We start from the raw sequence: 24,250 nt of genomic DNA, 5'->3' as shown, positions 1-24,250 counted from the left end.
GGCCTAAGCCGCTGCGAACAGCAGTCGGCCCTCGCCCATGCGTTCACGCAAGGCCGGCAGGTCAGTGTGGGCGACTGAGAAACAGCCGTAGCTGCGACCCAGCTTGCCTTCGCGCGCCAAGAAGTCGGGATCGGCGTAGTCGGCGCCGTGGATGATGATGGCCCGCTCGCGCGCCTTGTTGTTGGAGTATTCCAACCCGTCCAGCAGCACGTTCGGCCCCTGCTGCGCGCCCCAGTTGGCGCCCGCCGTCGCATAGGCGCCGATCGAGGACATGTTGGAATCCGGCGTGTTGGAAAAGCGCTGGGCATAACCGGTATGGCTGGGGTCCGATCCCCGACCGTGGCAGGTGCGCAGCACCTTCACTTCACCCGCGATCAGGTCGACCTCATAGAGCCGCTCCTCGCCCGAGAACTTCTGGAAATCGACCAGATACATCCGGTCACGCAGAGGCAGGCGGTGATGATGGGTGTCCAGCGCGGTCATGGCGCGCTCCATCAATTCCTTGCGAACGTGACCGCGCGGATCTAGCGGCGGAGGCGTCAGGGCGGAGGTCTGGACCGTGGGCAGACCGACCTGCGGCATGGCGATCGGAGTTCCGTTCTGAGCCGTCGTCAGCGGCGCCGTAGCGCTCGCGCTGGCGCATCCCGCCAGCATGGCCGATCCGCCCAGAATAAGTCCTCGTCTCGATAGCCGCATGCGACGCCCTCGTTGCGGTTGGTCTTGAGGCGTGTTTGTTTCAGTTGGTTACGGGCGAGGCAACCTGAGCCTTGTGGGGCATTTTTGCGGCCGATGCGTCGCGGGGAGAGATCGATGAAACGTTTCGGAATCGCGCTGGCGGCGCTGATGGCGTCGGCGGCGAGCGCTCATGCGCAGCAAACCCCCGTGGCCACTGGCGTTTCGACGCAACCCAACACAACGTTCGTTGAAGCCGGAAGGTTGCTGGCTGATCCGGCGAACGGCGTTGTGCAGCGCGATAAAACTCTCGTGATCAGAGGGAACCAGGTTGTCGAAGTGCGCGACGGCTTCGTCGGCGACGCGTCTCAGGGCAAGGTCGTGGACCTGCGCCAAGCCTTCGTCCTGCCCGGTCTGATCGACAGCCACGTCCATTTGACGAGCCAGCAGAACCCGAATGCACGCCTCGAAGAGGTGACGCTTTCTGACGCGGACCAGGCGATGGTCGGGGCCCGCTATGCGCGTCGCACCCTGATGGCCGGCTTTACGACGGTGGCGGATTTGGGCGCCTCGAACCAAGCCATCTTCGCCCTGCGGAGCGCCGTGAAGAACGGCGACGTGCCGGGGCCGCGCATCATCGCGGCGGGGTCGTCGGTGTCGATCCACGGCGGGCATGGCGACATCAACGGCTATCGTGAGGACGTCATGCACCTGCTGTCGTCCGAGAGCATCTGTTCTGGCCCTGAAGACTGCATGCGGGCCGTGCGCACCCAGGTGCGCGCGGGCGCCGACATCATCAAGATCACTGCGACGGGCGGCGTGCTGTCCAATACCACCGCCGGCCTGAACCAGCAGTTCAGCGACGATGAACTGTCCGCCATCGTCGGCAGCGCCCATCGCATGGGCCGCCAGGTGACAGCGCACGCCCACGGGGTGGACGGCATCAACGCCTTCCTGCGGGCCGGCGGCGATTCCATCGAACACGGCACCTATCTGGACGATCAGTCGATCCGCCTGTTCAAGTCGAACGGCGCCTGGCTGATCCCGACCCTGCTGGCCGGGGATTTCGTGGCGCGCATCGCGTCGGGACCCGACAACTTCTTCACCCCCGCCCAGACGGCCAAGGCGCTGGAGGCCGGTCCCAAGATGCTGGACATGGCGTGGCGCGCACATGAGGGCGGGGTCAAGATCGCCTTCGGCACCGACTCGGGCGTCTCGGCCCACGGCGACAACGCCCAGGAGTTCGCGCTTTTGGTCCGCGCCGGCCTGACCCCGCTGGAGGCCATCCAGGCCGCCACCGTCGGCGCCGCCGAACATCTTCGGATTTCCAACGAGGCCGGAAAGATCGCGCCGGGCATGCCCGCCGACATCGTCGCCGTGTCGGGCGATCCTCTGTCCGATGTGACCGAATTGGAGCGGATGAGGTTCGTGATGAAGTCCGGCGTGGTCTACCGCGCCGACTGAATCCTGGAGGTCAGGAAGGCGGCGAAAGCCGCCTCATCCTCGAACCGGGCGACGACCGGCCAGGCCGTGACATGCGCGCGCTGGCCGGGCGTCAGCCGGACCCAGTCCTTTTCGGTGGTCACCAGCCCAGCGTCGAACACCGCCGCCCGATCCATCAGGAACGCCATAGTCTCGGCGCTATAGGCCGCATGATCCGGGAAGGGGACGAAGTCCGCCAGGTCGCACCCCGCCGCCTTCAGCGACCGCTCGACCTTCCACGGCTTGGCGATGCCGGCGAACCCGACCTGAGGCCCCGACGGCGGCGGCCCTTCTGGCGTCAGGCGCGCGACGAAGACGGGCAGGGCGCCGAACACCGCCAGAAGTTCGGGATCGGCGTCCTCGACATCGGTCGGCAGCATGACCACCACGGCGTCCGCGCGCGCCAGCCCCGCCTTCAACGGCTCGCGCATCGGGCCGGAGGGAAAGACCGATCCGTCCCCGAACGGCCATTCATCGCCGCGCGTCTCGCCGTCCACGACGATCAGGCTGACGGTCTTCTTCAGCGCCGGGTTCTGATGGCCGTCGTCCAGCACCAGGGCCTGCGCCCCGCCCTCGACCGCAGACCTGGCGCCCGCGACACGGTCCCGCGCGATCCAGGCCGGGGACCCCTGCGCCAGCATCAGCGGCTCGTCGCCGACATCCTCGGCCGTGTGGACCTGGGGATCGACCCGCACGGGGCCTTCCAGCCGCCCGCCATAGCCGCGCGACAGGCCTTGCGCCTCCACCCCCGCCGCCCGCAGCAGTCGCAGGGTCTCGCGCGCCACTGGCGTCTTGCCCGATCCGCCCACCGTCAGATTGCCGACCGAGATCACCGCACAGCCGGGATCGACGCCTTGCGTGCGCGCGATTCGCCGTGCGGTCACGGCGGCCCAGATCCAGCCCAGCGGCTTCAGCACGGTGCGCGTCACACGCGCATGGTTGCTGTCGCGCACATACCACCAGCGCGGCGTATTCAGCTTCATCGCCGGGTCCGCCTCTGTGGCGTCAGTGGGGCCAGCATCGCCCACAGCCGCTCCAGCCCGCCCCCGGCCTCGATCGCCGCGCGGCGTCCGCGCTCGCCCATGGCCTTGGCCGCGTTCAGATCCGCCAGCAGCGGCTCGATCACGCCCGGCAGGTCCGACGGCGCCTGAACCAGAACCAGCCCGCCCGCCTCTGCGAGCGCGGAGGTCACCGGCGCCCAGTTGGACGCATCCGGCCCCGTGATCGTCGGCTTGCCCAGACGCGCCGGCTCCAGCGGATTGTGCCCCCCGACCGGCGGCAGGCCGATCGCGGGTGCGAACGAGCCGCCCATCACCACCACATCCGCCAGCCGCAGGAACAGGCCCATCTCGTTCAGCGTATCGGCCAGATAGATGTCGGTGTCCGGCCCGATCACCTCGCCGCGCGAGCGCATGGCGAAGGCGTAACCCTCGCGCTGCAGGGCCTGGGCGATGTGCGGTCCGCGCTCGGGATGGCGCGGCGCCAGGATCAGGCAGACGCGGTCGCCCAGCCTGTCCAGCGCCCGCACGATGGCGACTTCCTCGCCCTCATGGGTGCTGGCGGCCACGATCACCGGCCGGTCGCCGATGGTGGCGGACAGGCGGCTGAAGGCCGCCGGGTCATGCGGCAAAGGCTCGCCCGACAGTTTCAGGTTCACCAGGCCGTCGATCCGCGCCCCCAGGCTCTCCAGCCGCTGGGCCGAGACCGCGTCCTGCGGCAGGACCAGGTCGAACACGCCGGTCAGCGCCCGCGCTGAGGCCGGAAACCGCGCCCAGCCCTCGACCGTCTTCTCGGTGATCCGCGCGCTGACCAGGGCCAGTTTCACGCCGCGCCGCTTCGCCTCCAGCAACAGATTGGGCCAGATTTCGCTCTCGACGAACACCGCGAGACCCGGCCGCCAGTGATCCAGGAACCGTTCGATCACGCCCGGCGCATCGACCGGCGCATACTGATGGATCACGCCTTCGGGCAGTCGCTGAGCCAGGATCTGAGCCGACGTCACTGTGCTGGACGTCACCAGCACCGTCAGGTCCGGCCGCGCCTTCACGAACCGCTCGACCACGGGCAGCAGCGACAGGCTCTCGCCCACGCTGACGCCGTGCAGCCAGACCAGATCGCCATCCGGGCGCGTGGTGCGAGTGAATCCCATGCGTTCATCGACCCTCACGGGGTCTTCCTTGCCCCGCCGCGCGCGCGCATCCAGCAGGCGCGGCGCCAGAGGCTCCAGCGCGCGGGTCGCCAGTCGATAGGCCATCAACGGCAGGGGCGTCACGGTTTCAGGCCCGTGATCGCATCGGCCCGCGCCTCGACGGCGTTCAGTCGCGCGGTCCAGTCAGCGACGACATCGGCCATGTCAGTGTCGGCGGGGAAGTCCGCGCGGTCCCAGACGACGGCGCCCTTGCCGAACGGGAGAGGCAGCAAAGCCCGATCCCAGCTCTTCAGCCGGATCGCCGGACTGCACGACATGCCGATGAACAGCGCCGGCGCCTTGGACAGTTTCGCCATCAGCGGCAGGCCCTCGGCCATGACGTTCACGGGGCCGCGCGGCCCATCGGGCGTGATCGCCAGGGCGCCAACCTTCAGCTGTTTCAGCCCGTCACGCAGGGCCTGAGATCCACCCTTGGCCGCGGCGGCCTTGTCTTTGTTGGCGGACGATCCGCGCACGGCGGGGAAACCCTGACGGGCCACGGCCTTGGCGATGAACTCGCCGTCTGCGGACAGGGAGATCAAGGCCTTGGCCGGTTGCGCCCGACCCAGGGGCCAGCACGCGGGCGCCAGACCGATGCGCGAATGCCAGAACACGCACAGAACGCCGCCGCCCTGGTCCCACACCTTTTCCGCGATCGGCTGATTCTCGTGGGTCCAGCGGATGGTCCTGATGCAGAACCGCATCCACTGCGCCAGGGTCCAGGCCAGGGCGGACTGGACGACGGGATTTCGAAACGGTCTCACGCGACGGTCTCGACCGTGGGCGGGGCGCCGTCCAGCGACTGCTGGCGCGCCAGGCGGGAATAGAGGCCGCCCTTGGCGACCAGGGCGTCGTGCGAGCCTTCCTCGACCACCCGGCCGGCCTCGATCACATAGATGCGGTCGGCGTTCCTGACGGTCGACAGACGGTGGGCGATCATCAGGGTGGCGCGGCCCTCCATCAGCCGCTCCAGCGCCGCCTGGACCAGGGCCTCGCTCTCGGTATCCAGGGCGCTGGTCGCCTCGTCCAGAAGCAGGATCGGCGCGTCCTTGACGAAGGCGCGGGCGATGGCGATCCGCTGGCGCTGGCCGCCGGACAAACGCAGGCCCGCCTCGCCCGCGCGGGTGTCATAGCCTTGCGGCAAGGCGTTGATGAAGTCGTGGGCGGCGGCGGACCGCGCGGCGTCCTCGATCTGCGCTTGTGTCGCGCCCGGCCGGCCGTAGGCGATGTTGGCGGCGATGGTGTCGTCGAACAGGAAGGGCTCCTGCGTCACCAGGGCGATATGGTCGCGCAGGTCGTGGATGCGCAGGCTCCGCACATCGGCGCCGTTGATCGTCACCGCCCCGCCCGTCACGTCGTAGAAGCGCGGCAACAGGCTCAGGATCGTGCTCTTGCCCCCGCCCGACGGCCCGACCAGGGCCACCGTCTCGCCCGGCGCGACCCGCAGCGAGACATCGTTCAGCGTCGGCGCCCCGCCGGGGGCGTAGGCGAACGACACCTGGTCCAGCACCACCTCGACCGGACCGGTCGGCAGGGGCGCGGCGTCGGGCGCCTCGCGAATCTCGGCCTCGATGTCCAGGGCGCCGAACAGGCGACGCGCGGCGGTGAAGCCCTCCGCCATCACCGTCGCCAGATTGGTCACCTGGCGCAGGGCTTGCCCTGCGGCCAGCAACATGCCGATGAAGGCGGCGAACCCGCCCACCGTCATCTCGCCCGACTGCGCGCGCCATCCAGCATAGGCCATGACGGCGGCGACGACGATATAGGCGACCAGATCGCTGGACGGGCCGGCGAAGGCGCGGGCGTTGGCGCCCTTGATGACGTGGCGCTGGCGACGGGCCACCACCTCGGCGACGCGGTCCTGCTCGGCCGCCTCGCGGTTCTCGATCTTGATCAGGCGAACCCCGTCCAGATTTTCCATCAGGGCGGTGGACAGGTTCTCGGTCTCGGCCATGGCCCCCTGCGCGGCCTTGCGGGTCTTGCGCCCGAACCGGCGCAGCACCAGCGCCACCAGCGGCACCCCCAGCAGCACCACCATGGTGAGCTGCCAGTCGATGAACCCCATGTAGATCAGCACCGCGATCAGGGTCAGCAGGTTCTGGGTGTAGTTGACCACGCCCGAGGTGAAGGCCTCGCGCACCATGTTGGCGTCGAACAGAACGGAAGAGACGAAGCCGCCCGAGTGCTGGCTACGCAGCCGCGCCAGGTCGGCGCGGATCATGGCCCCGAACAGGCGGATCTGGATGTCGCCGACGATGGTGTGGCCCAGCCGGTTGACCAGGGCCGCCTGGCCCAGCGCCGCCAGGGTGCGCGCAACGGCCACGGCCAGAATGGCGATCGGAATCCAGATCACGGCCTTGTCCGCTGGGAAGCTGAACACGCCGAAGATGCTGATGGGCTCCGTCCCGCCCAGGAACAGCCCGTTGATCGCGGGCTCCAGCAGCTTCAACAAGGCCGCCGTCAGCAGGCCGGTCACCGCTGCGCACAGCACCGACAGGATCAGCGATCCCTTGTGATTGGACAGATAGTCGAGCCAGATTCGCGCCAGCAGGGCGCGCAGAGGCATGGTGTCGGAAGCGGCGGCGGTCATCGGTCCTCGGTCGGACGGCTGGCGGTTCAAGTCAAGCCGGGACAGGTGACGCGGCGGCTCCGGCTCGCTATCTGGCGGGGATGGCGCGCTTCGATCTCTCGACCGCGATGGGCCGTTTCCGGGCGCATTGGCATTATTTCTGGGCCGACCACGCGTTTCTGCGCGTGGCGTTTTCCAACGCCCACTGGCTGGGCCCCGACCTGGTGCGCACCAACCAGCCCTCGCCGCGCCAGCTGGCCTATTGGAAGAAGAAGGGCGTCAAGACGGTCATCAACCTGCGGGGCCAGCGCGACGAGGGCTATTACTGGCTGGAGCGCGAGGCCTGCGAACGGCTGGGCCTGACCCTGATCGACGCCCCGCTCGATTCGCGCGATCCGCCTCAGACGGACCGCATCCACCGCGCCCGCGACCTGTTCAGGACCATCGAATATCCGGTCCTGATCCACTGCAAGTCCGGCGCGGACCGGGCGGGGATGATGGCGGTCTTCTATCGCCACTTCCATCTGGGCGAACCGATCTCGGTCGCCATGAACCAGCTGTCCAAGAAATACCTGCACTCGCGCGAAGGGCTGACTGGCGTGCTTGACTATACGCTGGAGAAATACGTCGCCGAGATCGAACCGCGCGGCATCAGCTTCATCGACTGGGTCGACAGCCCCGATTACGACCCCAGGGCGATCCGCACCGAGTTCAAGGCCGGCTGGTGGGGCACGCTGCTGACCGACAAACTGCTGCGGCGGGAGTAGGGAGGCGCACCACCTATCACTTCGTCATCCTCGCCCTTGTGGCGAGGATCCAGACTCCCGGCGACAGCCGGTTCGCTGGGTACATGCGCTTCGCTGGGTACATGCGCGTCATCGACAGAGGATCACGCCAAAGACCTGTGATTCTGGATCCCCGCCACAAGGGCGAGGATGACGGAAGAATGGGAAAGGGGCCTCAGCCCCAGGGGCCGGTCTTCGGCGCTTCGCCGCCTTCGCCGTTCGCGCGCGCTTCCGCCGCCAGTTCAGCGTCGCGGCGGGCCTTGCGCTCGGCTTCCCACGTCTTGAACCAGCGAGCGTAGTTGATGTGCCCGCGCAGCGAGAAGCTGAACAGCGCCAGCACCGCCAGCAGGCTGACCAGTTGAAAGATCTGTTGCGGTTCCAGGTTCATTCTCGTCCTCGCATCCAGACTTTAACGCCGGATCGGAGAGCCGGTTCGGCTCCCCGATGTCGCACTCAGGCGACGTCGCCGCGCGGGTCTATCAGCTTGTGGGCGTGCAGGATGAAATAGCGCATGTGGGCGTTGTCCACGGTCGCCTGGGCGCGGGCCTTCCAGGCCTTCTTGGCGTCTTCGTAGTTGCCGAAGGCGCCGACGAACTCGACCTGCGACAGATCGCGGAACGTCGGCTCGCCCAGGTGGCGCAGCTCGCCGCCGATGACGAGGTGGAGCAGCTGGGGCGGGACGGCGTTCTGATCGGTCATCGGAAATCCTGAAGGCTGGGCCAGAAGGCTGGGGGAGGGCTTTGCGCGCGGCATAGGCCGAGAACGCCCCCGGATCAATGTGGGACGGGGTTTTTCCGCCCCCGGCTTAGGTCGATAAAGGCACGTTTTTACAGCGCCGCACGATCATCGGCTGGATCAGCGGGGCCGCGCAGACCAGGCTGGCCTGACGCGGATCGGCCCGGTTGAACGCCCATGGCCGCCCGTGGTGATCGCTGACCTTGGCGCCGGCCTCCTGGGCGATCAGCCAGCCGGCGGCGACGTCCCAGTCCCATTTCGGCGTCAGGGCCAGGGCGGCGTCGAAGGCTCCGGCGGCGACCATCGCCATCCGATAGGCCAGGGCGTTGCGCTTTTCGAACCGCATCGGCGGCCACGGCTCGTCGTCGAAATAGGGCGCTTCGATCAGTCGCGCATCGCCCAGGATCGAGGCGTCCTCCAGCGTATCTACGTCCGAGGCCCTGATCGCTCGGCCGTTACGTCGCGCCCCGCCGCCGCGCACAGCCACATAGGTCTCATCGACTTCGGGCGCATGGATGACGGCGGCGACGACCTCGCCGTCCTCGACCACGGCGATGGGCACGCACCACCACGGCGTCCGCTTCATATAGGCGACGGTGCCGTCGATGGGATCGACGATGAAGATGCGCCGCTTCGACAGCCGCTCGGTCGAGTCCGCCGTCTCTTCCGACAGCCAGCCGTAGTCGGGCCGCGCCGACAGCAGCCGGTCTTTCAGCATGGCGTCGACCTTCAGGTCGCCGCTGGTGACGGGCGAGCCGCCGACCTTGGATTCGATCTTGAGCCCGGCCTCGCGTTCGGCGATGGCCAGCGCCCCGGCGTCGATGGCCGCCTGGCGGATCAGGTCGAGGTCAGCGTGCAGGTCGATCATTTTCCGGCGATGGCCACCGCGTCGAACATCAGGCTGGGCACGTTGAACCCGCCCCGGAACTCCAGGTCCGACCCCCGCTGGAGGCGCAGATACAGGTCGGTCAGCTTGCCGGCCACCGTGACCTCGTTGACGGGATAGGCGATCACGCCGTTTTCGAACCAGAAGCCCGACACCCCGGCGGACCAGTCGCCGGTGTTTCCATTCAGCGACGGTCCGAACATTGAGGTGACCAGCAGGCCGGTCCCGGCGTCTGCCATCAGGCCCGCCAGATCCCGCTCGCCCGGCTCCATATGCAAGTTGTGGGTCGAGACGCCGGACGGCCCCGCCAGGCCCCGCGACGCATGGCCGGTCGATTCCAGACCCAGTTGCCGGGCGGCGGCGCTGTTCAACAACCAGGTGGTCAGGACGCCGTCGTCGAACAGGGCCCGCTTCTCGACCGCTACCCCTTCGTCGTCGAACGGGGTCGAGCCCATGCCGCGCGGGCGGAACGGGTCGTCGATCAGGGTGACGCCCTCGGCGAACACCCGCTGGCCCAGCCGTTCCTTCAGGAAGGAGGTGCCGCGCGCGATCGACGGGCCGGAAATGGCGCCGATGGCCGGCGACACGATCTGACCCGCCATCCGGTTGTCGAAGATGACGGGGGCGGTGGTCGAGGCGATCTTGCGCGCGCCGGTGCGGGCGACCGCGCGTTCGCCGGCCGTGCGTCCGATCAATTCGGCGCCCGGCAGGTCGGACAGGTGGCGCATCGAACGGCTCTCGCCGCCGCGCTCCATCGCCCCGTCCTTTTCCGCAATGACGCCGACGCCCAGCGAGAAGGCCGAACCCTCATAGGCGCCCTCGAACCCGTGCGAGGTCACCAGCCGCCAGCGGGTCGACGACCAGCCGGCATGTCCGCCTTCCGACCGGGCGACGCCCGTCACCGCCAGGGCTGCGGCTTCCGCCTCTGCCGAGACCTGTTCCAGGACTTCGGCGCTACGCTCGGTTGGATCGAACAGGTCCAGATCGACGAACGGTCCGCGCGCCAGCCGATCCTCGGGCGCGAAACCGGCGTGGGGGTCTTCCGGCGCCAGCCGCGCCATGGCCACGGCCCGCTCGACCAGCCGCGCCTGTGTCGCGGGCGAAAGGTCCGAGGCCGAGACCGACGCCTGGCGCTGGCCCACGAAGACTCTCAGGCCCAGGTCGCGCGATTCCTCACGTTCGACGTCTTCCAGCTTTCCGTTGCGCACCCCGACCGAAAGGGCGCGGCGGTCGGCGCTGACCGCCTCGGCGGCGTCGGCGCCGGCCCTCAAGGCCGCCTTGACGATGTCGTTGAGAAGATCGGTGGAAACGGGCACAGCCAGGGTTTCAGTCATGCCCCGATATGGCGGACGGCTTGCTGCACCGCAACCGCGTCAAACGACGGCGAAGGCGATCAGGCCCACGGCGGCGCTCAGCAGCGCCACCCAGGTCAGCAACATGCCGATCACCCGTCCCAGCGACGGCCCAGTCTGGAACAACAGGCCCAGGGCGTGAACGACCCGTCCGACCAGCAGGGTCGCACCCACCCCGTGCACCATCCAGGCGGGCGCGCCCACGGCGGCCAGCAGCAGCATGGCGATCATGCCCGGCGTTGCATATTCCACCAGATTGCCGAAGGCCCGGCTGGCGGCCATCAGGTCCGGGTTCCCGCCGTCGCCGAACGACACCATGTGCTTGCGTCGTCCGCTGACCACGATGCCCGACAGCACCAGCATCATCAGGATCAGCAGGCCGCTCCACAGGGCGGCGGCCTGGACGGCGTACATCAGGGGTGTGGTCATGGATCAGTCCTCGCGCCCGACGGGGTAGAGCAGATAGTGGTCGTCATAGAAGGGCGTGCGTTCGTAGAACCAGGCCAGACGCGCCTGCGGATCGGCCGCGAAGGCCGCATCGGCCGCCACCTTGGCGTTGAACTCGGCCTTCAACGCAGGGTCCGCCGCCATCATCTTGTCCGCCAGCGGCGCGATGGCGTAGGCCTCGATATATTCGACCCGGCTCATGACCTCGGGGAACATGCCCCAGGCGAAGAAGCTCTCGCTGGACTGCGGCTCCAGCAGCAGGACAACGATGTCGCCCAGCGGCTGATCGGTCGGCACGCGCACCGACCCGACGGGATATGTCCAGTCGCGCTTCTCGACCTCCACCGTCTTGACCGAGGCCTGGACGTGACCCTCGTTGGTCCGGGTCGCCAGCTTCGGCTCGACCAGCCGCAGCATCGACAGATTCACGGTGCGCGTAGCCTCGACCGTCTCCATCTCGATGCCGTGCGTCTTCAGCCGTTCGATGATGTCGGTGCGATAGCCTGGCACCCAATAGGCGGTCGGCCGCGTCAGGGTCAGGGTCGGCCTGGAGCCATAGAAAGGCATCTGCCACAGCTCGGGATCGGGCCGGCCCAGCCAGCGAATCTCCTCACGGCCCGAGGCGGCGCTGTCGTACATCTCGTACAGGATGCCCTTGAACGGCCGGGTGGATGACGGCGTCTCCTCGGCCTCGAAGTTGGCGGGGATCTGCGCCGGGCGCAGGGCCTTGTCCTGCTTGGTCGCGGCCCTCAGACCCGCGCCCTGATCGGCCAGCAACCGCATCGCCTCCTCGATGAAGACATAGGTGCCCAGCACCCGCTGCTCATGCGGTTTCAGGCTGTGGTTCTCGATCAGGATCGTAGGCACATGGGCCGCCGAACCCCAGCCGTTGGAGAACCGCTCGCCCAGCCCGCCGTCCGACAGGCCCTTCTTCGGCTCGTCGTCGTCGATGCCGAACACCAGCTCGCCGGGGATGTGACCCTCGCGCTCCAGTGCCGCGTTCATCGCGGGCTTGAAGATCGAATCCAGCCAGGCCGAGCCGTTCGGCGAGCGGCTGAACGACCCGTCCTCGCCGTTGAAGCCGTAGGTGACGTCGTACTGGTAATCCATGCCGTCGGTGACGTGGACGTCCACATACAGGTCCGGTCGGTATTTCAGGATCAGGCCGCGAACCGCCCGCATTTCGGGCTGGTCCAGCTTCAGATAGTCGCGGTTCAGGTTCTGGTTGGTCGCCGTATTGCGCCAGCCCTGGATACTCGGCCCGCGCTGGTTGGGGCGGGAATAGGCGCTGGCCCGCTCGTGCCCGTCCACGCTCAGGATCGGGATCAGGATCAGATTGACCCGGTCCAGCAGGGCGTCCTTGCCGTAGAAGGCGATGTCGCGCAGCACCATCATGCCCGCGTCCTTGCCGTCGATCTCGCCGGGATGGATGCCGGCCTGGATCATCAGCACGGGCTTGGCCGGATCGAACGCAGCGCCATCTTTTGACGCGATCACCGCATAGATCGGTCGTCCCTCGGGCGAGACGCCGAACTGTTCGATGCGGATCAGGTCGCTGGCCTGATCCAGACGGTCGAACCAGGCGCGGGTGTCGGCATAGTCAGGGCTGAAATCATGCGTCGGATCGGCCTCAAACGCCGTGACCCACGGATCGCTCGCGTCGCGCAACAGGGCCTTGGACGCTCCGTCCCAGGCCGGCGCGGGCGGCAGGAAGGCCTGGTCCCAGGGGGCGGTGTTGGGGATCGTCTGGGACATGGCGGGGCTCACGCTACAGGCAAGGGCGGCAAGGAAGGCCGAAACCAGAAGAGGGGACTGCATGGCCTTTCGTGAGCCGATTGGTTCGCCCTGACAAGAAGGGGCCAAACGGCCGGGCCAGGTTTCAACCGCCCCCGCCCAGCGCAGGCGCCCACCCGCCGGCCTTGACCAGCAGGGCCGCCGAGTTCGCCAGGCCCCACAGGCTGTAGAGCAGCACGACCACCAGAGCGCCCACCGCGACCCTGCGCCATGGCGCGAGCGCCGCCGTCGCCGTGCCCATTACGAAGATAGCGACGCCGACCCACAGGCGCACCGAACTGGCGATCCGGGCGAAGTCGGGATTGAGCTGGGCCAGGATGATCACGATCACGGCCACGATCAGGTTGGCGGCCAGAATACAGCCGAACACCAGCCGTCGGTGGCCCCAGAAATGATCGTCCAGGTCGATCCGCTCGTCGCCGCCCTCGGCCGACACGCGCGGAAAGGTCACGCTGGCGGCGACATAGAAGGTCGCGGCGATGGCCAGCGAGATCAGCAGCACGAAGGTGTTGAACGGCGCACCCCGGAAGATGACCCAGGCTTGGTTCCAGAAGGTGGCGATGTCGATCGCCACGAACAGGGCCAGCATCGGCGTCAGCCAGCCGAACCGGATCCGCTGCTTCTCATGCAGCACCCGCGCGAACCCGCCCACCAGTTCGGCGACCGAAAGGCCCAACAGCAGGCCGTAAAAGCTGAAGAAGAATTCAAATGCGCTCACATCGTCCCCCCGGACATCATCTTCATTATGTCTCGCAACTTGACCCGGCGCTGACGGTCAATCCTCGAACATCAGTCTCAGGATGCCGAGCACCTCGGTAACGTAGTGATCTTCCAGCCTGTCCAGGCGCCGGATCAATCGGCTACGGGCGACCGTTCGGATCTGGTCCGGCAGAACCCTTCCCCGTCTGCCTTGAAAGACGACCTCGACCCGGAAACGCGCGGCACGGTCGCCGGAACTCAGCGGGGCGACGATGAAGATGTCGTGGTGACTGAGGCGATCCGGCGAGACAATCAGGCAAGGTCGCGTCTTCTGAATTTCGCTGCCCTCCGTCGGGTCGAGACGGGTCAGCCAGACCTCGCCGCGTTTTACCACTCCCAGTCCTTCTCGGCTTCGGTATTGAGCGGCGCTTCGAGCCATTCCCGATCCTCATCGGACAAACCCAATGCGCCCAGTCGCTTGGAATCTTCCTCCCAACCTGCGCGGGGATCGACGACAGCGGGCGACAGGAACACACGACCGTTCTCGGCGACGAAATCGATCCGGTCACCCAGCTTGGCGCCAAGCTGTTCCAGCACGGGCTTGGGCAGGATCACGCCCGCTGAGTTCCCGATCTTGCGTATGGCCGACGACATCATCGCACTCCGTTCTAACGAAGTAATAACATGCACCCGCGTCTATTTCCAGATCGGCGTTCCGTCACCCGGCAGGCCGAGACGGTCCCACAGGTCGTTGACGCGCTCAACGACCGCCTCATCCATGCGGATCTCCTCGCCCCATTCGCGCTTGGTCTCGGGCGGCCATTTGTCGGTGGCGTCCAGGCCGATCTTGGAGCCCAGGCCGCTCTCGGGACTGGCGAAGTCCAGATAGTCGATGGGGGTGGACTCGATCACGGTGATGTCGCGCGCCGGGTCCATCTTGGTCGAGATGGCCCACATGACGTCCTTCCAGTCGCGGGCGTCGATGTCGTCGTCCACCACGATGACCCATTTGGTGTACATGAACTGGCGCAGATAGCTCCAGACGCCCAGCATCACCCGCTTGGCGTGGCCCGGATAGGCCTTCTTCATCGACACCACGGCGATCCGGTAACTGCATCCCTCGGGCGGCAGCCAGAAGTCGACGATCTCGGGGAACTGTTGGCGCAGCAGGGGAATGAAGACCTCGTTCAGCGCCTCGCCCAGCACGCTCGGCTCGTCCGGCGGACGGCCGGTGAAGGTGGTCAGATAGATGGGATCCTTGCGCATGGTGATCGCGCTGACCTGGAACACCGGGAACTTCTCGACCGAGTTGTAATAGCCGGTGTGGTCGCCGTACGGACCCTCGTCCTCGAACTCATCGAGCAGGACGTGGCCTTCCAGAACGATCTCGGCCTGGGCCGGCACCATCAGCGGCACGGTCTTGCAGGCGACCAGCTCGGCCTTGGCGCCCCGCATCAGGCCGGCGAACTGATATTCCGACAGGGTGTCCGGCACCGGCGTCACCGCCGCCAGGATGGTCCCCGGATCGGCACCCAGCACCACGGCGCAGGGCAGAGGCTCCTTGGGCCGCGCCTTCTTGTGCCGGGCATAGTGTTGCGCCCCGCCCCGGTGGGCCAGCCAGCGCATGATGGCCTTGTCCTTGCCCAGCACCTGCATCCGATAGATGCCCAGGTTGAAGTCGTCCTCGCGGTCCTCGCTCGGCCCCTTGGTCACGACCAGGCCCCAGGTGATCAGGGGCGCCGGCTCGCCGGGCCAGCACGACTGAACGGGCAGGGCGGTCAGGTCGATCTGGTCGCCCTTCAGCACCACCTCCTGCACCGGCGCCTTCTTCACCACCTTGGGGCGCATCGACATGACGGTCTGCATCAGCGGCAGCATCTCCATCGCGTCGCCCAGGCCGCGCGGCGGCGTCGGGTTTCTCAGGAAGGCCAGCAGTTCGCCGACTTCGCGCAGTTCGCCCGCCGTCGTCCGGTCCTTGCCCTCCAGCGTCACACCCATGGCGACCCGCTTCACCGTGCCGAACAGATTGGCCAGGCAGGGGATGGGGCTGATCGTGCCGTCCGGCATGACCGGCTTTTCGAACAGCACCGCCGGCCCGCCGTTCCTCAGCAGCCGGGTCTGGATCTCGGTCATCTCCAGCACGGTGGAGACGGGTTCGGACACCCGCACCAGCTCGCCCTTGGCTTCCAGCTGGTCGATGAAGTCACGCAGGGATTTGTAGGCCATGCGGCGAGGCTTAGGCGGGAGTGGGGCCTCTGTCACGCGTCGCGCGACCGAAGCTGCGATCCAGCCCCACCAGCGCCAGGCCGACCAGCAGGAAGAAGACCAGCAGCCCCGCGAAGATCGCGACGACCCGACCCAGCCCCAACTGGTCCACATTGACGAAGCCATAGGGCCACCAATGCGTCGCCAACCCGTGGATCAGGGTCCAGCCGCCGTAAATGAGCGGAAACGCCAGCCATTTCACCGGATCGATCCACCGCAGCCTGCCCTTGGGCGTGAACCAAAGCCAGTCCAGCAGAAAGGCGGCCGGCATCACGTAGTGCAGCACCAGATTGACGCCGGCCAGCAGACCCTCGGGCTTCCAGTAGGGGGCCAGCATGAAGTGGTACACGAAGCCGACGACGACGATGTACATCGTCACCGCCGCCCGCACCCCTTCGCTGGCGCTCCATCGCGCGATGCGGCGCTCGCCGTTCAGCAGCGGGCCGGTGAAGGCCAGGGCGACCAGGATGTTGGTCAGGATGGTGAAGAAGCTGAAGTAGTTGACCGTCCGCTCCACCACGCCCCAGCCCTGGCTGGGGCCGACCATCAGGATGTACTGCAGCAGCAGCGTGGCCCAACCGATCACCGCAAAGGTCGCGCGCCACAGCCGTGGTCGATCCCGCTCGCGCACCATGACGTCGTCTCCGTTCGATCAGGCGTCAGTCTTGTCCCATTCGAACGTCGGGTCCAGCCAGTCGCCCAGCCGCTCGCCCCGGTCCAGAGCGTTCATCCGCTGCATCTCCTCGCTCGACAGCTCGAAATCGAAGACGTCGAAGTTCTCGCGCGCCCGGCTTTCCTTGGTGGTGCGAGGAATGGCGATGATGCGGTTCTGAATCAGCCAGCGCAAGGTGACCTGGCCGTTGGTCTTGCCGTGCGCGGCGGCAAGTTCGGAAATCGTGGCGTCCTCGGCGATCTTGCCCTGGGCCAGCGGCGACCAGGCGGTGATCGACGATCCCAGCTCGGCCGCCGTCGCGACCAGTTTGTCGATTCCGAGATAGGGGTGGTGTTCGACCTGATCTGTGACCAGCCGGGCCTTGGACAGACCTTGCGCCTGGCGGAATTCCTTGGACGGGAAGTTGGACAGGCCGATGGCGCGCGTCAGGCCCTGGTCCTTGGCTTCGTTCAGCGCGCCCAGCGTCTCTTCGAACGACGGCGTCGTCTTGGGCCAGTGCAGCAGCAGCAGGTCCGGCGTCGTGCCCAGGCTGTCGGCCGACTCCCTGGCCTGTTTCAGCAGGGCGTCGTGGGTGAAATGCTCGACCCAGATCTTGGTCGTCAGGAAGATGTCCTCGCGCGCCACGCCGGAATCGCGGATGCCTTCGCCGACCGCCTTCTCGTTCTTGTAGATCCAGGCCGTGTCGATGTGGCGGTATCCGATCCGCAGCGCCTCGGCGACCATGCGACGCGCGTCGTCCGGCTCCAGCTGCCAGGTCCCGAAACCGAGCAGGGGGATTTCGATGTCATCGACGGTGATTGTGGGCTGGTCGCCATAGGCCATGAGGCGCTCCTTCGCGTCGCTTGAGGGATGGCCTAGGTAGGTGTCGCGGCGGCCTTGCGAAAGGTCGCGGTTCGTTCAGCCGACGATTTCCTGGCCGCAAGCGCCGGCTCAGCCGGCGTCGAACGCCTTGACCATCCGTTTCGGCGCCACCTTGCGCCACCGCTTCTCCAGCGCCGCCCTCAGCCACACCGGATCGACCGAACCCAGCCGCGCCAGCACGATCGGATAGTCGCGGTAGTGGTCTGTGAAATGAAACGTCGCCGGGTCCATCTCGATCAGCATCTCGCGCTCATCCAGCGTGTTCAGATGCACCACGATGCTGTCGTCCAACTGTGGCCGCAGCCAGGTGAAGAACTTGCCCGCCACCTTGAACGACGGCTCCCCATAGGACACGCCATCCTCCACGCCGGGAAACGAGAACAGCAGGGCGCGAACTTCGTCGTGGGTCATGGCCTATCAAAGCCCGATTTCGGCCAAAGAAAAAGGCCGCGTCCTCTCGGAACGCGGCCCTGATCTGCGTCGGATCGAAAGATCCTATTCGATGTCTTCGTTCAGCAGGCCGACCTTGAAGAAGCCGTTCTCCTGCATCTTGTTCATGACTTCCATGAACTGCGAGTATTTCACTTCCGGCTGGGCGCGGACGAAGACGCGCTCTTCCTGGCAAGAGCCGCCGCCCAGGGCGGCGCAGACGTCGGCCGACAGGGTGTCCAGCGAGGTCTCGTTTTCAGCGATGAACAGCTGACCGCTTTCCTGGATGGTGATGTACACCGGTTCCTTTTCCTCGGTGGGATTGGTGGGCGGCTGTGCGGGCGGCAGGTCGAGGCGGATCGACACGGTGGCCATCGGCGCGGCGACCATGAAGATGATCAGCAGCACCAGCATGATGTCGACGAAAGGCGTGACGTTGATGTCCGCATTCTGTTCGATGGTCTTGCCGCCGTCGCCGCCGGCTCCGCTCAGTTTGGCAGCCATGCTGCGTCTCCGTTTCTGGCCGGCGCGGTGATGCGGCGGCGTGGCCCTATAGGTCGCCCGAAAGCTTGTTCGGTTCTTGGCGTCCCGATGCGAGCTTGTAAAGCGCTTCTAAACGATCAGACGTTCCCGAGCGTCAATTACGACCGTAAGGCGAGCGTTCAGGCCTTCGCCAGCTTCAGAAAACGGTCCATCAGGGCAGGATCGTCCTTGAAGGCGCCGGTGAAGCGGGTGGTGACGGTCGAAACATGCCGATGATGCACCCCGCGGGTGGTCATGCACTGGTGGGCGGCGTCGATCATCACCGCGACGCCCTTGGGCTGCAGGTGCGATTCGATGGCCTCGATGATGTCGTTGGTCAGGGTTTCCTGGTTCTGCAGGCGCCGGGCGAAGATCTCGACCACCCGCGCCAGCTTGGAGATGCCGACCACCTTCTCGCCGGGCAGATAGGCGACATAGGCCTTGCCCAGGAAGGGGGCCAGGTGGTGCTCGCAGTGGCTCTCCACCTCGATCTCGCGCAGGATGACCATGTCGTCGTATCCGGTCACGTCCTCGAAGGTGCGGCTCAGCTCCTTGGCCGCATCGGCGTCATAGCCGTCGAACCATTCCCCGTAAGCGTCCACCACCCGCTTGGGCGTGTCGATCAGGCCGGGACGGCTCGGATTGTCGCCCGCCCAGGCGATCAGGGTCCGCACGGCCTCCAGCGCCTGTTCGCGGCTGGGGCGCTGCACGGTTTCGTCGCTGACGAGGACGGGCTTGGCGGGGATGACGCTCATGAACTCGATTTTCCGGCCGGGGCGGGCGGGTGCGCCCGGTTTACCTTCTACAATCCGTCGGGACTGTATATCAGGCCGCTATATGGGACGGACCCTCCGTCCCGCAAGAAAACCCGCTGAAGACTTATCCATGCCGCTGCACATCCACGACACCCTGCGCCGTGAAAAGCGCCTGTTCGAACCGCGCGATCCGAACCGGGTGACCCTCTATGTCTGCGGCCCGACCGTCTATGACTACGCCCATATCGGCAATGCGCGCCCGCCGGTGGTGTTCGACGTCCTGGTGCGCTTGCTGCGCCGGACCTACGGCGTGGACAAGGTCGTTTACGCCCGCAACGTCACCGACGTGGACGACAAGATCAATCAGAAGGCCGCCCGCGAAGGCGTGCCGATCGGCGAGGTCACCGCCCGCTACGAGGCCGCCTATCTGGCCGACATGGGCCTGCTGAACGTGTCCCCGCCTGACCTGGCCCCCCACGTCACCGACTATATCCCCGCCATCGTCGCCCAGATCCAGGCCATCGTCGACGCCGGCTGCGCCTATGCGGCGGAAGGGCACGTCCTGTTCGACGTCTCGTCCTACACGTCATACGGCGCCCTGTCGGGCCGGAACCTGGACGACATGATCGCCGGCGCCCGCGTCGAGGTCGCGCCGTACAAGAAGAACCCCCACGACTTCGTCCTGTGGAAACCGTCCAAGACCGACGAGCCGTCCTGGCCGTCGCCGTGGGGGCAGGGGCGTCCCGGCTGGCACATCGAATGCTCGGCCATGATCGAACAGACCCTGGGCCTGCCCATCGACATCCACGGCGGCGGCATCGACCTGGTCTTCCCCCACCACGAGAACGAGATCGCCCAGGGCGTCTGCGCCCATGGTCACGCCCATGACGATCAGGCCCACGACGAATACGCCCGCTACTGGATGCACAACGGCTTCCTGACCATGGACGCCGAGAAGATGTCCAAGTCCGTCGGCAACGTCCTGCTGCTGCACGACCTGGTCCAGGCCATGCCCGGCGAGGTCGTCCGCTGGGCGCTTCTGAGCGCCCACTATCGCCAGCCGCTGGACTGGAACCAGGGCTTGCTGGAGCAGAGCCGAAAGAACCTGGATCGTCTTTATGGCGTTCTGCGCGACGCCGACGCGGCCCTGGCCGATTTCGACTTCGCCACGCTGGACGAGGCCGAGATGGAGCTGGCCGAGAACGCCCTGGATCCGGTGCTGGACGCGCTGGAGGACGATCTCAACACGCCGGGCGCCATCGCCCAGCTGTTCGGGCTGGGAAACGCCCTTCGCGATCTGCTGAACGACGCCGAGGCGGACATAAACGACGTCGCCATGGCGCGCTGGAGCCTTGCAGAAGCCGCCGGCCTGCTCGGCGTGCTGTCGCTGACGCCGGACGCCTGGTTCGAAGGCGGCGATCCCGCCCTGAAGGCTGAGGTCGAGGCTTTGCTGGAACAACGCGCTAGCGCCCGCGCCGCCAAGGACTGGCCCGAGGCCGACCGCATCCGCGACCGCCTGAACGCCCTGAACGTCGTCGTCATGGACGGCCCCGACGGCGCCACCTGGCGGATGAAGAGCTGACCCAATTCCTTCTCCCCTCGGGGGAGAAGGTGGCTCGCGCAGCGAGACGGATGAGGGGGTTGTTTCCGCAGCCTCGCTCCCACCCGTCTCGAGGCGGACAAGACCCCCTCATCCGAGGCCTTCGGCCCCACCTTCTCCCCCAAGGGGAGAAGGACGCGTATGGCGAAAGCTGTCGAAGACCCGCAAGTGCTTGGCGGCGCGGGCGGCTGTAGGGCTCAGCCGCCCCCAACCCGCACAATGACGCTGGTCCCTTCCCAACGATTCCAACCGCTTGGCGAATTATGTCCTCCATCTCCCATCCCCCCTCCCAAACGCGCGTATTCTAGACCCGTCTCGTCGCATGGAGGGCTCGCCTGGCCTGCGACCTTGCGGCGGCGGGAGCGGAGGGAACGGGGGCGGGTCTGAGACGGCCCGTGCGAGTTCGGCGTCTTATCGGTCGGGTCCGCCCGGTGTCTGAAGCGTCGTAACGAGGGTCGGGGTGGGAACCACGGCCGGACCAGGGATCGGGGCGCGCAGCCCCGACCTGCCCGTCGTCGGCATTGGGGGGGAGGCGTAAGAACCGCCGCTTAAAAGCCCCCTGCCTGCGGCCAACCCTTCGCGCGGAGCGTCATATCCTTCGTCGAAACGGTAACACCACAACAGAACTCCGGGCGAAGGCCCGGCGCTCCGCCCAGCCCTCCATCCCCTCCGCCCGGAAAGGCAGGAGCGCCGAACCATGCCTGAACATCAGCCCTCAGCCGGCCCGGCGGATCAACTCATCGGCCAGATCGGCCGTCAGATAGCCGTCCGCGATCCGGCCTGTCGCCATCTGCCAGCGCCGCAGGGCCGCGCGGGTGTTGGAGCCGATCACCCCGTCGATCCCTTGCGTGTCGTAACCCAGTTGCGTCAGCGCCCTTTGCGCCCCGATCCGCTGATCGCGCGACATGGAGGCGTCGTTGGGCCAGGCCTTGCTCAGGGCCGGCTTGCCCATGATGCCGTCCGCCGTCAGGCCGATGGCCAGGGCGTAGCTGACCGAGTTGTTGTAACGGCGGATCACATAGTGGTTGGGCAGGGCCAGGAAGGCCGGCCCGTTCGCCCCTTGCGGCAACAGGATGGTCGCCTCTTCCAGGGCCTCCGCGCCGTTCGGCGTGCCGCCTTGCGCCAGACGAACGCCCTTGGCCGCCCAATAGGCCCAGTTGTGCTTCGGCCCTTCCGCCTCGGCGTAGTCGAAGCCCGTCGGCAGGGTGACTTCGTAACCCCAGCCCTGGCCACGCTTCCACCCGGCCTGGGCCAGCAGATTGGCGGCGGACGCCAGAGCGTCGGCGTCGTCGGCCCAGATGTCCACCTTGCCGTCGCCGTCCTGATCGACGCCAAGACGCAGATAGTTGTCGGGCATGAACTGGGTCTGGCCCATGGCCCCCGCCCAGCTGCCCTTCAACCCGGCGCGTTCCCGCCGCCCGTCCACGACGATGTCCAGCGCGTCCTTCAACTGGGCTTCGGCCCATTCGCGGCGGCGGCCGTCATAGGCCAGGGTCGCCAGCGAGCGGATGACGTCATAATCGCCCTGGACCTGGCCGAAGGCGCTCTCCTGCGCCCAGACCCCGACCAGGATTTCGCTCGGCACGCCGAACCGCTGCACCACCGACCACGGCACCCGATCGATTCGCTGCTTGGCCTGTGCGATTCGCACCGAGGTCACGGCGTTCTGGATATAGGCGCCGGCCGGCTTGGAGAATTCCGGCTGATTCCGGTCCAGCCGCACGACGGTGGGATCGGGCGTCAGTCCGTCCAGTTCGCGGGCGTAGTCGGCGCGGCGGGCGCCGCCCTTGCGCGCCAGGAACCCCTGTTTCCAGCCCTCGAAGCCCTGCTGGTCATAGGCGGCCAGGGGCGGCGTCTGGGGCGCAGGCGTCGGAATCGGCGCGATCGCGCCCGGCTGCGGCTGGGGTTGGGGCGTCGGCAGCGCGACGTGCGGCTCCGGCAGCATGGGGGCGCAGGCCGAGACGCAGCCGATGAGGAGAAGGCGATAGGAAAAGCGCATGAGATTCAGGCTACAGCCCTCGAGGTCAGAGGTGAAATGACATCCCCGCGAATGCCCTTCAGGGGTCATAAAGCGCCTGCCAGGGGAAAGCGTTGCCCTTTCTCTCCCCTGTTATCGTCATTAACCTCGATTTTGGTCGATCCATTAGGGCGCTGCGGCGTATTAGCGCATGTCCTCTGACGGCCTGATGGCGGAGTGGCGACGCGACGGGCGTGCAACCCCGTAAACCCTCCGTTCGACTCGGAGGTCAGGCCTCCAGGTTTTTGAGCGTGCTATCGCCCTTCGGGCTACTTGAGCACGTGGTGGGCGTTCGGCGTTCAAGCAGGCGGACGCTGGGTTTTCTGCGGTTTCGGGCTTTGGCGGGTTGACCTTCGGAACCCCTCTCTCTATACGACCGCCTCCGCCGCGATCCGACCGGGTCAGCGGCTTTCTTATTGGTTTCTCTCAGGACGTCCGACCATGAAGGTCCGTAGCTCGCTCAAGTCCCTGAAGACCCGCCACCGCGACTGCAAGGTCGTGCGTCGCAAGGGCGTCGTCTTCGTCATCAACAAGACCGACCCGCGCTTCAAGGCGAAGCAGGGCTAAGCAGCGTTTGCTGCGCGCCGCCTCGGCGGCGTGCGCACGCTGGGTCGCGCTCAAGCAGCCCAAAGGGCGATAGCGCGCTTAGAAAAGCTTACGATCCACAGGCTGCGGATGGTTGTCCGCGGCCTTTTTCGTGTTCGCGGTTGAGCCATGCGTCTCGGCATGGTTAGCGTCCGCGCCTGATTTCTGGAGTACTCCCCATGGCTGACGACGCGTCCTTCGACGGTGGTCCCGACGTTCTCACCTCCACGGCCCAGGGCCGCCTGCGCACGATCATCGAACGCCTCGAGCGTCTCGAAGAGGACAAGCAGGCCGTCATGGCCGACATGAAGGAGGTCTTCGCCGAGGCCAAGGGCGAGGGCTACGACGTCAAGATCCTGCGCAAGGTCATCCGCATCAGAAAGCAGGACAAGGCCAAGCGCCAGGAAGAGGACGCCATCCTGGACCTCTACATGTCGGCGCTGGGCGAGATCTGAGGCTGACCCGGCTTGAAGCGCACCCCTTTCAAGCCGGGAGGCGGGCTGTCGCCATCAGGCGGCATCAAGGGCGACGGCGCATCCAAGCTGCGCTCAAGCAGCCCGAAGGGCGGTAGCGCTTCAAAAAAGCCCGCGCCTAGCCCCTTCGAACAACAACGCGAGGCGGCCAAACGCGCCGCGCTGAACGCTTTGAAACGCGCCCGCCGCTCGGCAGAGAAGGCGGGCGTTTCGCTGTCCGAATGGGAGGGCGAGTTCATCGATTCGGTCAGCGAGCGCGTGAAGACCCACGGCCGCGCCTTCGCCGACCCCGAAAAGGGCGCGCCCGGCCAGGCCCTGTCGGCCATGCAGGGCCGCAAGCTCAAGGAAATCACCGCCAAGGCCAACGGCGAGGAGCCGAAACGGCGGTGGGGCAGGAAGCCGAAGCCATCGGAATGACCGTCTCCTCCCCACATCGTGGGGAGGGGGACCGCGTAGCGGTG

General features: G+C 66.9%; 27 protein-coding genes and 1 tRNA gene. 7 read left to right on the top strand and 21 right to left on the bottom strand.

What is annotated here, in order from left to right; translation table 11 throughout:
- Nucleotides 1-3 precede the first annotated feature (3 nt).
- On the bottom strand, nucleotides 4-696 hold the full coding sequence (locus ACODSC_RS08210; protein ID WP_488813387.1) for a murein L,D-transpeptidase catalytic domain family protein: 693 nt from the start codon (nucleotides 694-696) through the stop codon (nucleotides 4-6).
- Between the two features lie 114 nt (nucleotides 697-810).
- On the opposite strand from ACODSC_RS08210, the gene ACODSC_RS08205 reads away from it, so the two are divergent.
- Complete coding sequence (locus tag ACODSC_RS08205) at nucleotides 811-2,136, top strand: metal-dependent hydrolase family protein (protein ID WP_488813386.1); 1,326 nt, start codon at nucleotides 811-813, stop codon at nucleotides 2,134-2,136.
- On the opposite strand, the gene lpxK is transcribed toward ACODSC_RS08205, so the two are convergent.
- The 4 genes from lpxK to ACODSC_RS08185 are packed head-to-tail and all read right to left on the bottom strand — an operon-like array spanning nucleotide 2,121 to nucleotide 6,932.
- Entirely contained in the window at nucleotides 2,121-3,137 is a 1,017-nt protein-coding gene (lpxK, locus tag ACODSC_RS08200; protein WP_488813385.1) for a tetraacyldisaccharide 4'-kinase, read from the bottom strand. The two genes, ACODSC_RS08205 and lpxK, sit on opposite strands and share 16 nt — an antisense overlap.
- Nucleotides 3,134-4,426 (bottom strand): 3-deoxy-D-manno-octulosonic acid transferase, encoded by a 1,293-nt coding sequence (locus ACODSC_RS08195; protein WP_488813384.1) that lies wholly within the window; start codon nucleotides 4,424-4,426, stop codon nucleotides 3,134-3,136. The genes lpxK and ACODSC_RS08195 overlap by 4 nt, the downstream gene beginning before the upstream one ends.
- Nucleotides 4,423-5,106: a lysophospholipid acyltransferase family protein gene (locus tag ACODSC_RS08190; protein ID WP_488813383.1), complete on the bottom strand. Its 684-nt coding sequence runs from the start codon at nucleotides 5,104-5,106 to the stop codon at nucleotides 4,423-4,425. Before ACODSC_RS08190 ends, ACODSC_RS08195 begins: the two co-directional genes overlap by 4 nt.
- A complete protein-coding gene (locus ACODSC_RS08185) occupies nucleotides 5,103-6,932 on the bottom strand; it encodes an ABC transporter ATP-binding protein (protein WP_488813382.1) in 1,830 nt (609 codons plus the stop codon). The genes ACODSC_RS08190 and ACODSC_RS08185 overlap by 4 nt, the downstream gene beginning before the upstream one ends.
- An 80-nt stretch (nucleotides 6,933-7,012) precedes the next feature.
- Here ACODSC_RS08185 and ACODSC_RS08180 point away from each other — a divergent pair, with 80 nt between their 5' ends.
- On the top strand, nucleotides 7,013-7,678 hold the full coding sequence (locus tag ACODSC_RS08180; protein ID WP_488813381.1) for a protein tyrosine phosphatase family protein: 666 nt from the start codon (nucleotides 7,013-7,015) through the stop codon (nucleotides 7,676-7,678).
- A gap of 193 nt (nucleotides 7,679-7,871) precedes the next feature.
- Here ACODSC_RS08180 and ACODSC_RS08175 read toward each other — a convergent pair whose 3' ends face one another.
- The 15 genes from ACODSC_RS08175 to folE all read right to left on the bottom strand — a co-directional run bounded on the left by ACODSC_RS08175 (nucleotide 7,872) and on the right by folE (nucleotide 19,114).
- On the bottom strand, nucleotides 7,872-8,084 hold the full coding sequence (locus ACODSC_RS08175) for a hypothetical protein (protein WP_488813380.1): 213 nt from the start codon (nucleotides 8,082-8,084) through the stop codon (nucleotides 7,872-7,874).
- Between the two features lie 65 nt (nucleotides 8,085-8,149).
- Nucleotides 8,150-8,395, bottom strand: a complete 246-nt coding sequence (locus ACODSC_RS08170) for a DUF4170 domain-containing protein (RefSeq protein WP_488813379.1) — start codon at nucleotides 8,393-8,395, stop codon at nucleotides 8,150-8,152.
- Nucleotides 8,396-8,501: 106 nt separating this feature from the next.
- On the bottom strand, nucleotides 8,502-9,299 hold the full coding sequence (locus tag ACODSC_RS08165) for a 3'(2'),5'-bisphosphate nucleotidase CysQ (RefSeq protein WP_488813378.1): 798 nt from the start codon (nucleotides 9,297-9,299) through the stop codon (nucleotides 8,502-8,504).
- On the bottom strand, nucleotides 9,296-10,651 hold the full coding sequence (locus ACODSC_RS08160; protein ID WP_488813377.1) for a TldD/PmbA family protein: 1,356 nt from the start codon (nucleotides 10,649-10,651) through the stop codon (nucleotides 9,296-9,298). The genes ACODSC_RS08165 and ACODSC_RS08160 overlap by 4 nt, the downstream gene beginning before the upstream one ends.
- Before the next feature lie 39 nt (nucleotides 10,652-10,690).
- On the bottom strand, nucleotides 10,691-11,098 hold the full coding sequence (locus ACODSC_RS08155) for an MAPEG family protein (protein ID WP_135195108.1): 408 nt from the start codon (nucleotides 11,096-11,098) through the stop codon (nucleotides 10,691-10,693).
- Nucleotides 11,099-11,101: 3 nt separating this feature from the next.
- Entirely contained in the window at nucleotides 11,102-12,871 is a 1,770-nt protein-coding gene (locus ACODSC_RS08150; RefSeq protein WP_488813376.1) for a M14 family metallopeptidase, read from the bottom strand.
- Between the two features lie 124 nt (nucleotides 12,872-12,995).
- On the bottom strand, nucleotides 12,996-13,628 hold the full coding sequence (locus ACODSC_RS08145) for a hypothetical protein (RefSeq protein WP_488813375.1): 633 nt from the start codon (nucleotides 13,626-13,628) through the stop codon (nucleotides 12,996-12,998).
- A gap of 57 nt (nucleotides 13,629-13,685) precedes the next feature.
- Nucleotides 13,686-14,003, bottom strand: coding sequence for a type II toxin-antitoxin system PemK/MazF family toxin (locus ACODSC_RS08140; RefSeq protein ID WP_488813374.1), 318 nt, complete (start codon nucleotides 14,001-14,003; stop codon nucleotides 13,686-13,688).
- A complete protein-coding gene (locus tag ACODSC_RS08135) occupies nucleotides 13,997-14,263 on the bottom strand; it encodes an AbrB/MazE/SpoVT family DNA-binding domain-containing protein (RefSeq protein WP_488813466.1) in 267 nt (88 codons plus the stop codon). The genes ACODSC_RS08140 and ACODSC_RS08135 overlap by 7 nt, the downstream gene beginning before the upstream one ends.
- A 42-nt stretch (nucleotides 14,264-14,305) precedes the next feature.
- Nucleotides 14,306-15,835, bottom strand: coding sequence for a UbiD family decarboxylase (locus ACODSC_RS08130; RefSeq protein ID WP_488813373.1), 1,530 nt, complete (start codon nucleotides 15,833-15,835; stop codon nucleotides 14,306-14,308).
- Between the two features lie 10 nt (nucleotides 15,836-15,845).
- Nucleotides 15,846-16,508, bottom strand: coding sequence for a Pr6Pr family membrane protein (locus ACODSC_RS08125; RefSeq protein WP_488813372.1), 663 nt, complete (start codon nucleotides 16,506-16,508; stop codon nucleotides 15,846-15,848).
- A gap of 18 nt (nucleotides 16,509-16,526) precedes the next feature.
- Complete coding sequence (locus ACODSC_RS08120; RefSeq protein WP_488813371.1) at nucleotides 16,527-17,369, bottom strand: aldo/keto reductase; 843 nt, start codon at nucleotides 17,367-17,369, stop codon at nucleotides 16,527-16,529.
- A gap of 108 nt (nucleotides 17,370-17,477) precedes the next feature.
- Nucleotides 17,478-17,819 carry an MmcQ/YjbR family DNA-binding protein gene (locus ACODSC_RS08115; protein ID WP_488813370.1) on the bottom strand — a complete coding sequence of 114 codons (342 nt, stop codon included), beginning with the start codon at nucleotides 17,817-17,819 and terminating at the stop codon, nucleotides 17,478-17,480.
- Nucleotides 17,820-17,903: 84 nt separating this feature from the next.
- On the bottom strand, nucleotides 17,904-18,341 hold the full coding sequence (locus ACODSC_RS08110; RefSeq protein ID WP_488813369.1) for a biopolymer transporter ExbD: 438 nt from the start codon (nucleotides 18,339-18,341) through the stop codon (nucleotides 17,904-17,906).
- A 158-nt stretch (nucleotides 18,342-18,499) separates the two neighbouring features.
- Nucleotides 18,500-19,114 carry a GTP cyclohydrolase I FolE gene (folE, locus tag ACODSC_RS08105; protein WP_488813368.1) on the bottom strand — a complete coding sequence of 205 codons (615 nt, stop codon included), beginning with the start codon at nucleotides 19,112-19,114 and terminating at the stop codon, nucleotides 18,500-18,502.
- Between the two features lie 130 nt (nucleotides 19,115-19,244).
- Here folE and cysS point away from each other — a divergent pair, with 130 nt between their 5' ends.
- Entirely contained in the window at nucleotides 19,245-20,696 is a 1,452-nt protein-coding gene (gene cysS / locus ACODSC_RS08100) for a cysteine--tRNA ligase (protein ID WP_488813367.1), read from the top strand.
- 733 nt (nucleotides 20,697-21,429) lie between these two features.
- On the opposite strand, the gene ACODSC_RS08095 is transcribed toward cysS, so the two are convergent.
- Entirely contained in the window at nucleotides 21,430-22,713 is a 1,284-nt protein-coding gene (locus tag ACODSC_RS08095) for a lytic murein transglycosylase (protein ID WP_488813366.1), read from the bottom strand.
- A gap of 181 nt (nucleotides 22,714-22,894) precedes the next feature.
- Here ACODSC_RS08095 and ACODSC_RS08090 point away from each other — a divergent pair.
- The 4 genes from ACODSC_RS08090 to ACODSC_RS08075 all read left to right on the top strand — a co-directional run bounded on the left by ACODSC_RS08090 (nucleotide 22,895) and on the right by ACODSC_RS08075 (nucleotide 24,206).
- A tRNA-Ala gene (locus tag ACODSC_RS08090) sits at nucleotides 22,895-22,971 on the top strand.
- 201 nt (nucleotides 22,972-23,172) lie between these two features.
- Nucleotides 23,173-23,298, top strand: a complete 126-nt coding sequence (gene ykgO, locus ACODSC_RS08085) for a type B 50S ribosomal protein L36 (RefSeq protein WP_008263184.1) — start codon at nucleotides 23,173-23,175, stop codon at nucleotides 23,296-23,298.
- 197 nt (nucleotides 23,299-23,495) lie between these two features.
- Nucleotides 23,496-23,771, top strand: a complete 276-nt coding sequence (gene gapR, locus ACODSC_RS08080) for a nucleoid-associated protein GapR (protein WP_488813365.1) — start codon at nucleotides 23,496-23,498, stop codon at nucleotides 23,769-23,771.
- Nucleotides 23,772-23,951: 180 nt separating this feature from the next.
- Complete coding sequence (locus ACODSC_RS08075) at nucleotides 23,952-24,206, top strand: hypothetical protein (RefSeq protein ID WP_488813465.1); 255 nt, start codon at nucleotides 23,952-23,954, stop codon at nucleotides 24,204-24,206.
- Nucleotides 24,207-24,250 lie beyond the last annotated feature (44 nt).

This window comes from Brevundimonas sp. FG128 (assembly GCF_057809775.1).
Note: the sequence above shows the minus strand (reverse complement) of the source record. Positions and strands in the feature narration are given on the sequence as shown.

Bases quoted from the DNA above. Each gene is read 5' to 3' on its own strand.
- gapR (WP_488813365.1), top strand. From the start codon at position 23,496: ATGGCTGACGACGCGTCCTTCGACGGTGGTCCCGACGTTCTCACCTCC.
- ACODSC_RS08115 (WP_488813370.1), bottom strand. From the start codon at position 17,819: ATGACCCACGACGAAGTTCGCGCCCTGCTGTTCTCGTTTCCCGGCGTG.
- ACODSC_RS08165 (WP_488813378.1), bottom strand. From the start codon at position 9,299: ATGATCGACCTGCACGCTGACCTCGACCTGATCCGCCAGGCGGCCATC.
- ACODSC_RS08120 (WP_488813371.1), bottom strand. From the start codon at position 17,369: ATGGCCTATGGCGACCAGCCCACAATCACCGTCGATGACATCGAAATC.
- ACODSC_RS08170 (WP_488813379.1), bottom strand. From the start codon at position 8,395: ATGACCGATCAGAACGCCGTCCCGCCCCAGCTGCTCCACCTCGTCATC.
- ACODSC_RS08180 (WP_488813381.1), top strand. From the start codon at position 7,013: ATGGCGCGCTTCGATCTCTCGACCGCGATGGGCCGTTTCCGGGCGCAT.
- ACODSC_RS08135 (WP_488813466.1), bottom strand. From the start codon at position 14,263: ATGTCGTCGGCCATACGCAAGATCGGGAACTCAGCGGGCGTGATCCTG.
- ACODSC_RS08125 (WP_488813372.1), bottom strand. From the start codon at position 16,508: ATGGTGCGCGAGCGGGATCGACCACGGCTGTGGCGCGCGACCTTTGCG.
- ACODSC_RS08110 (WP_488813369.1), bottom strand. From the start codon at position 18,341: ATGGCTGCCAAACTGAGCGGAGCCGGCGGCGACGGCGGCAAGACCATC.
- ACODSC_RS08095 (WP_488813366.1), bottom strand. From the start codon at position 22,713: ATGCGCTTTTCCTATCGCCTTCTCCTCATCGGCTGCGTCTCGGCCTGC.
- ACODSC_RS08175 (WP_488813380.1), bottom strand. From the start codon at position 8,084: ATGAACCTGGAACCGCAACAGATCTTTCAACTGGTCAGCCTGCTGGCG.
- ACODSC_RS08205 (WP_488813386.1), top strand. From the start codon at position 811: ATGAAACGTTTCGGAATCGCGCTGGCGGCGCTGATGGCGTCGGCGGCG.
- ACODSC_RS08210 (WP_488813387.1), bottom strand. From the start codon at position 696: ATGCGGCTATCGAGACGAGGACTTATTCTGGGCGGATCGGCCATGCTG.
- ACODSC_RS08185 (WP_488813382.1), bottom strand. From the start codon at position 6,932: ATGACCGCCGCCGCTTCCGACACCATGCCTCTGCGCGCCCTGCTGGCG.
- ACODSC_RS08160 (WP_488813377.1), bottom strand. From the start codon at position 10,651: ATGACTGAAACCCTGGCTGTGCCCGTTTCCACCGATCTTCTCAACGAC.
- folE (WP_488813368.1), bottom strand. From the start codon at position 19,114: ATGAGCGTCATCCCCGCCAAGCCCGTCCTCGTCAGCGACGAAACCGTG.
- lpxK (WP_488813385.1), bottom strand. From the start codon at position 3,137: ATGAAGCTGAATACGCCGCGCTGGTGGTATGTGCGCGACAGCAACCAT.
- cysS (WP_488813367.1), top strand. From the start codon at position 19,245: ATGCCGCTGCACATCCACGACACCCTGCGCCGTGAAAAGCGCCTGTTC.
- ACODSC_RS08130 (WP_488813373.1), bottom strand. From the start codon at position 15,835: ATGGCCTACAAATCCCTGCGTGACTTCATCGACCAGCTGGAAGCCAAG.
- ACODSC_RS08155 (WP_135195108.1), bottom strand. From the start codon at position 11,098: ATGACCACACCCCTGATGTACGCCGTCCAGGCCGCCGCCCTGTGGAGC.
- ykgO (WP_008263184.1), top strand. From the start codon at position 23,173: ATGAAGGTCCGTAGCTCGCTCAAGTCCCTGAAGACCCGCCACCGCGAC.
- ACODSC_RS08150 (WP_488813376.1), bottom strand. From the start codon at position 12,871: ATGTCCCAGACGATCCCCAACACCGCCCCCTGGGACCAGGCCTTCCTG.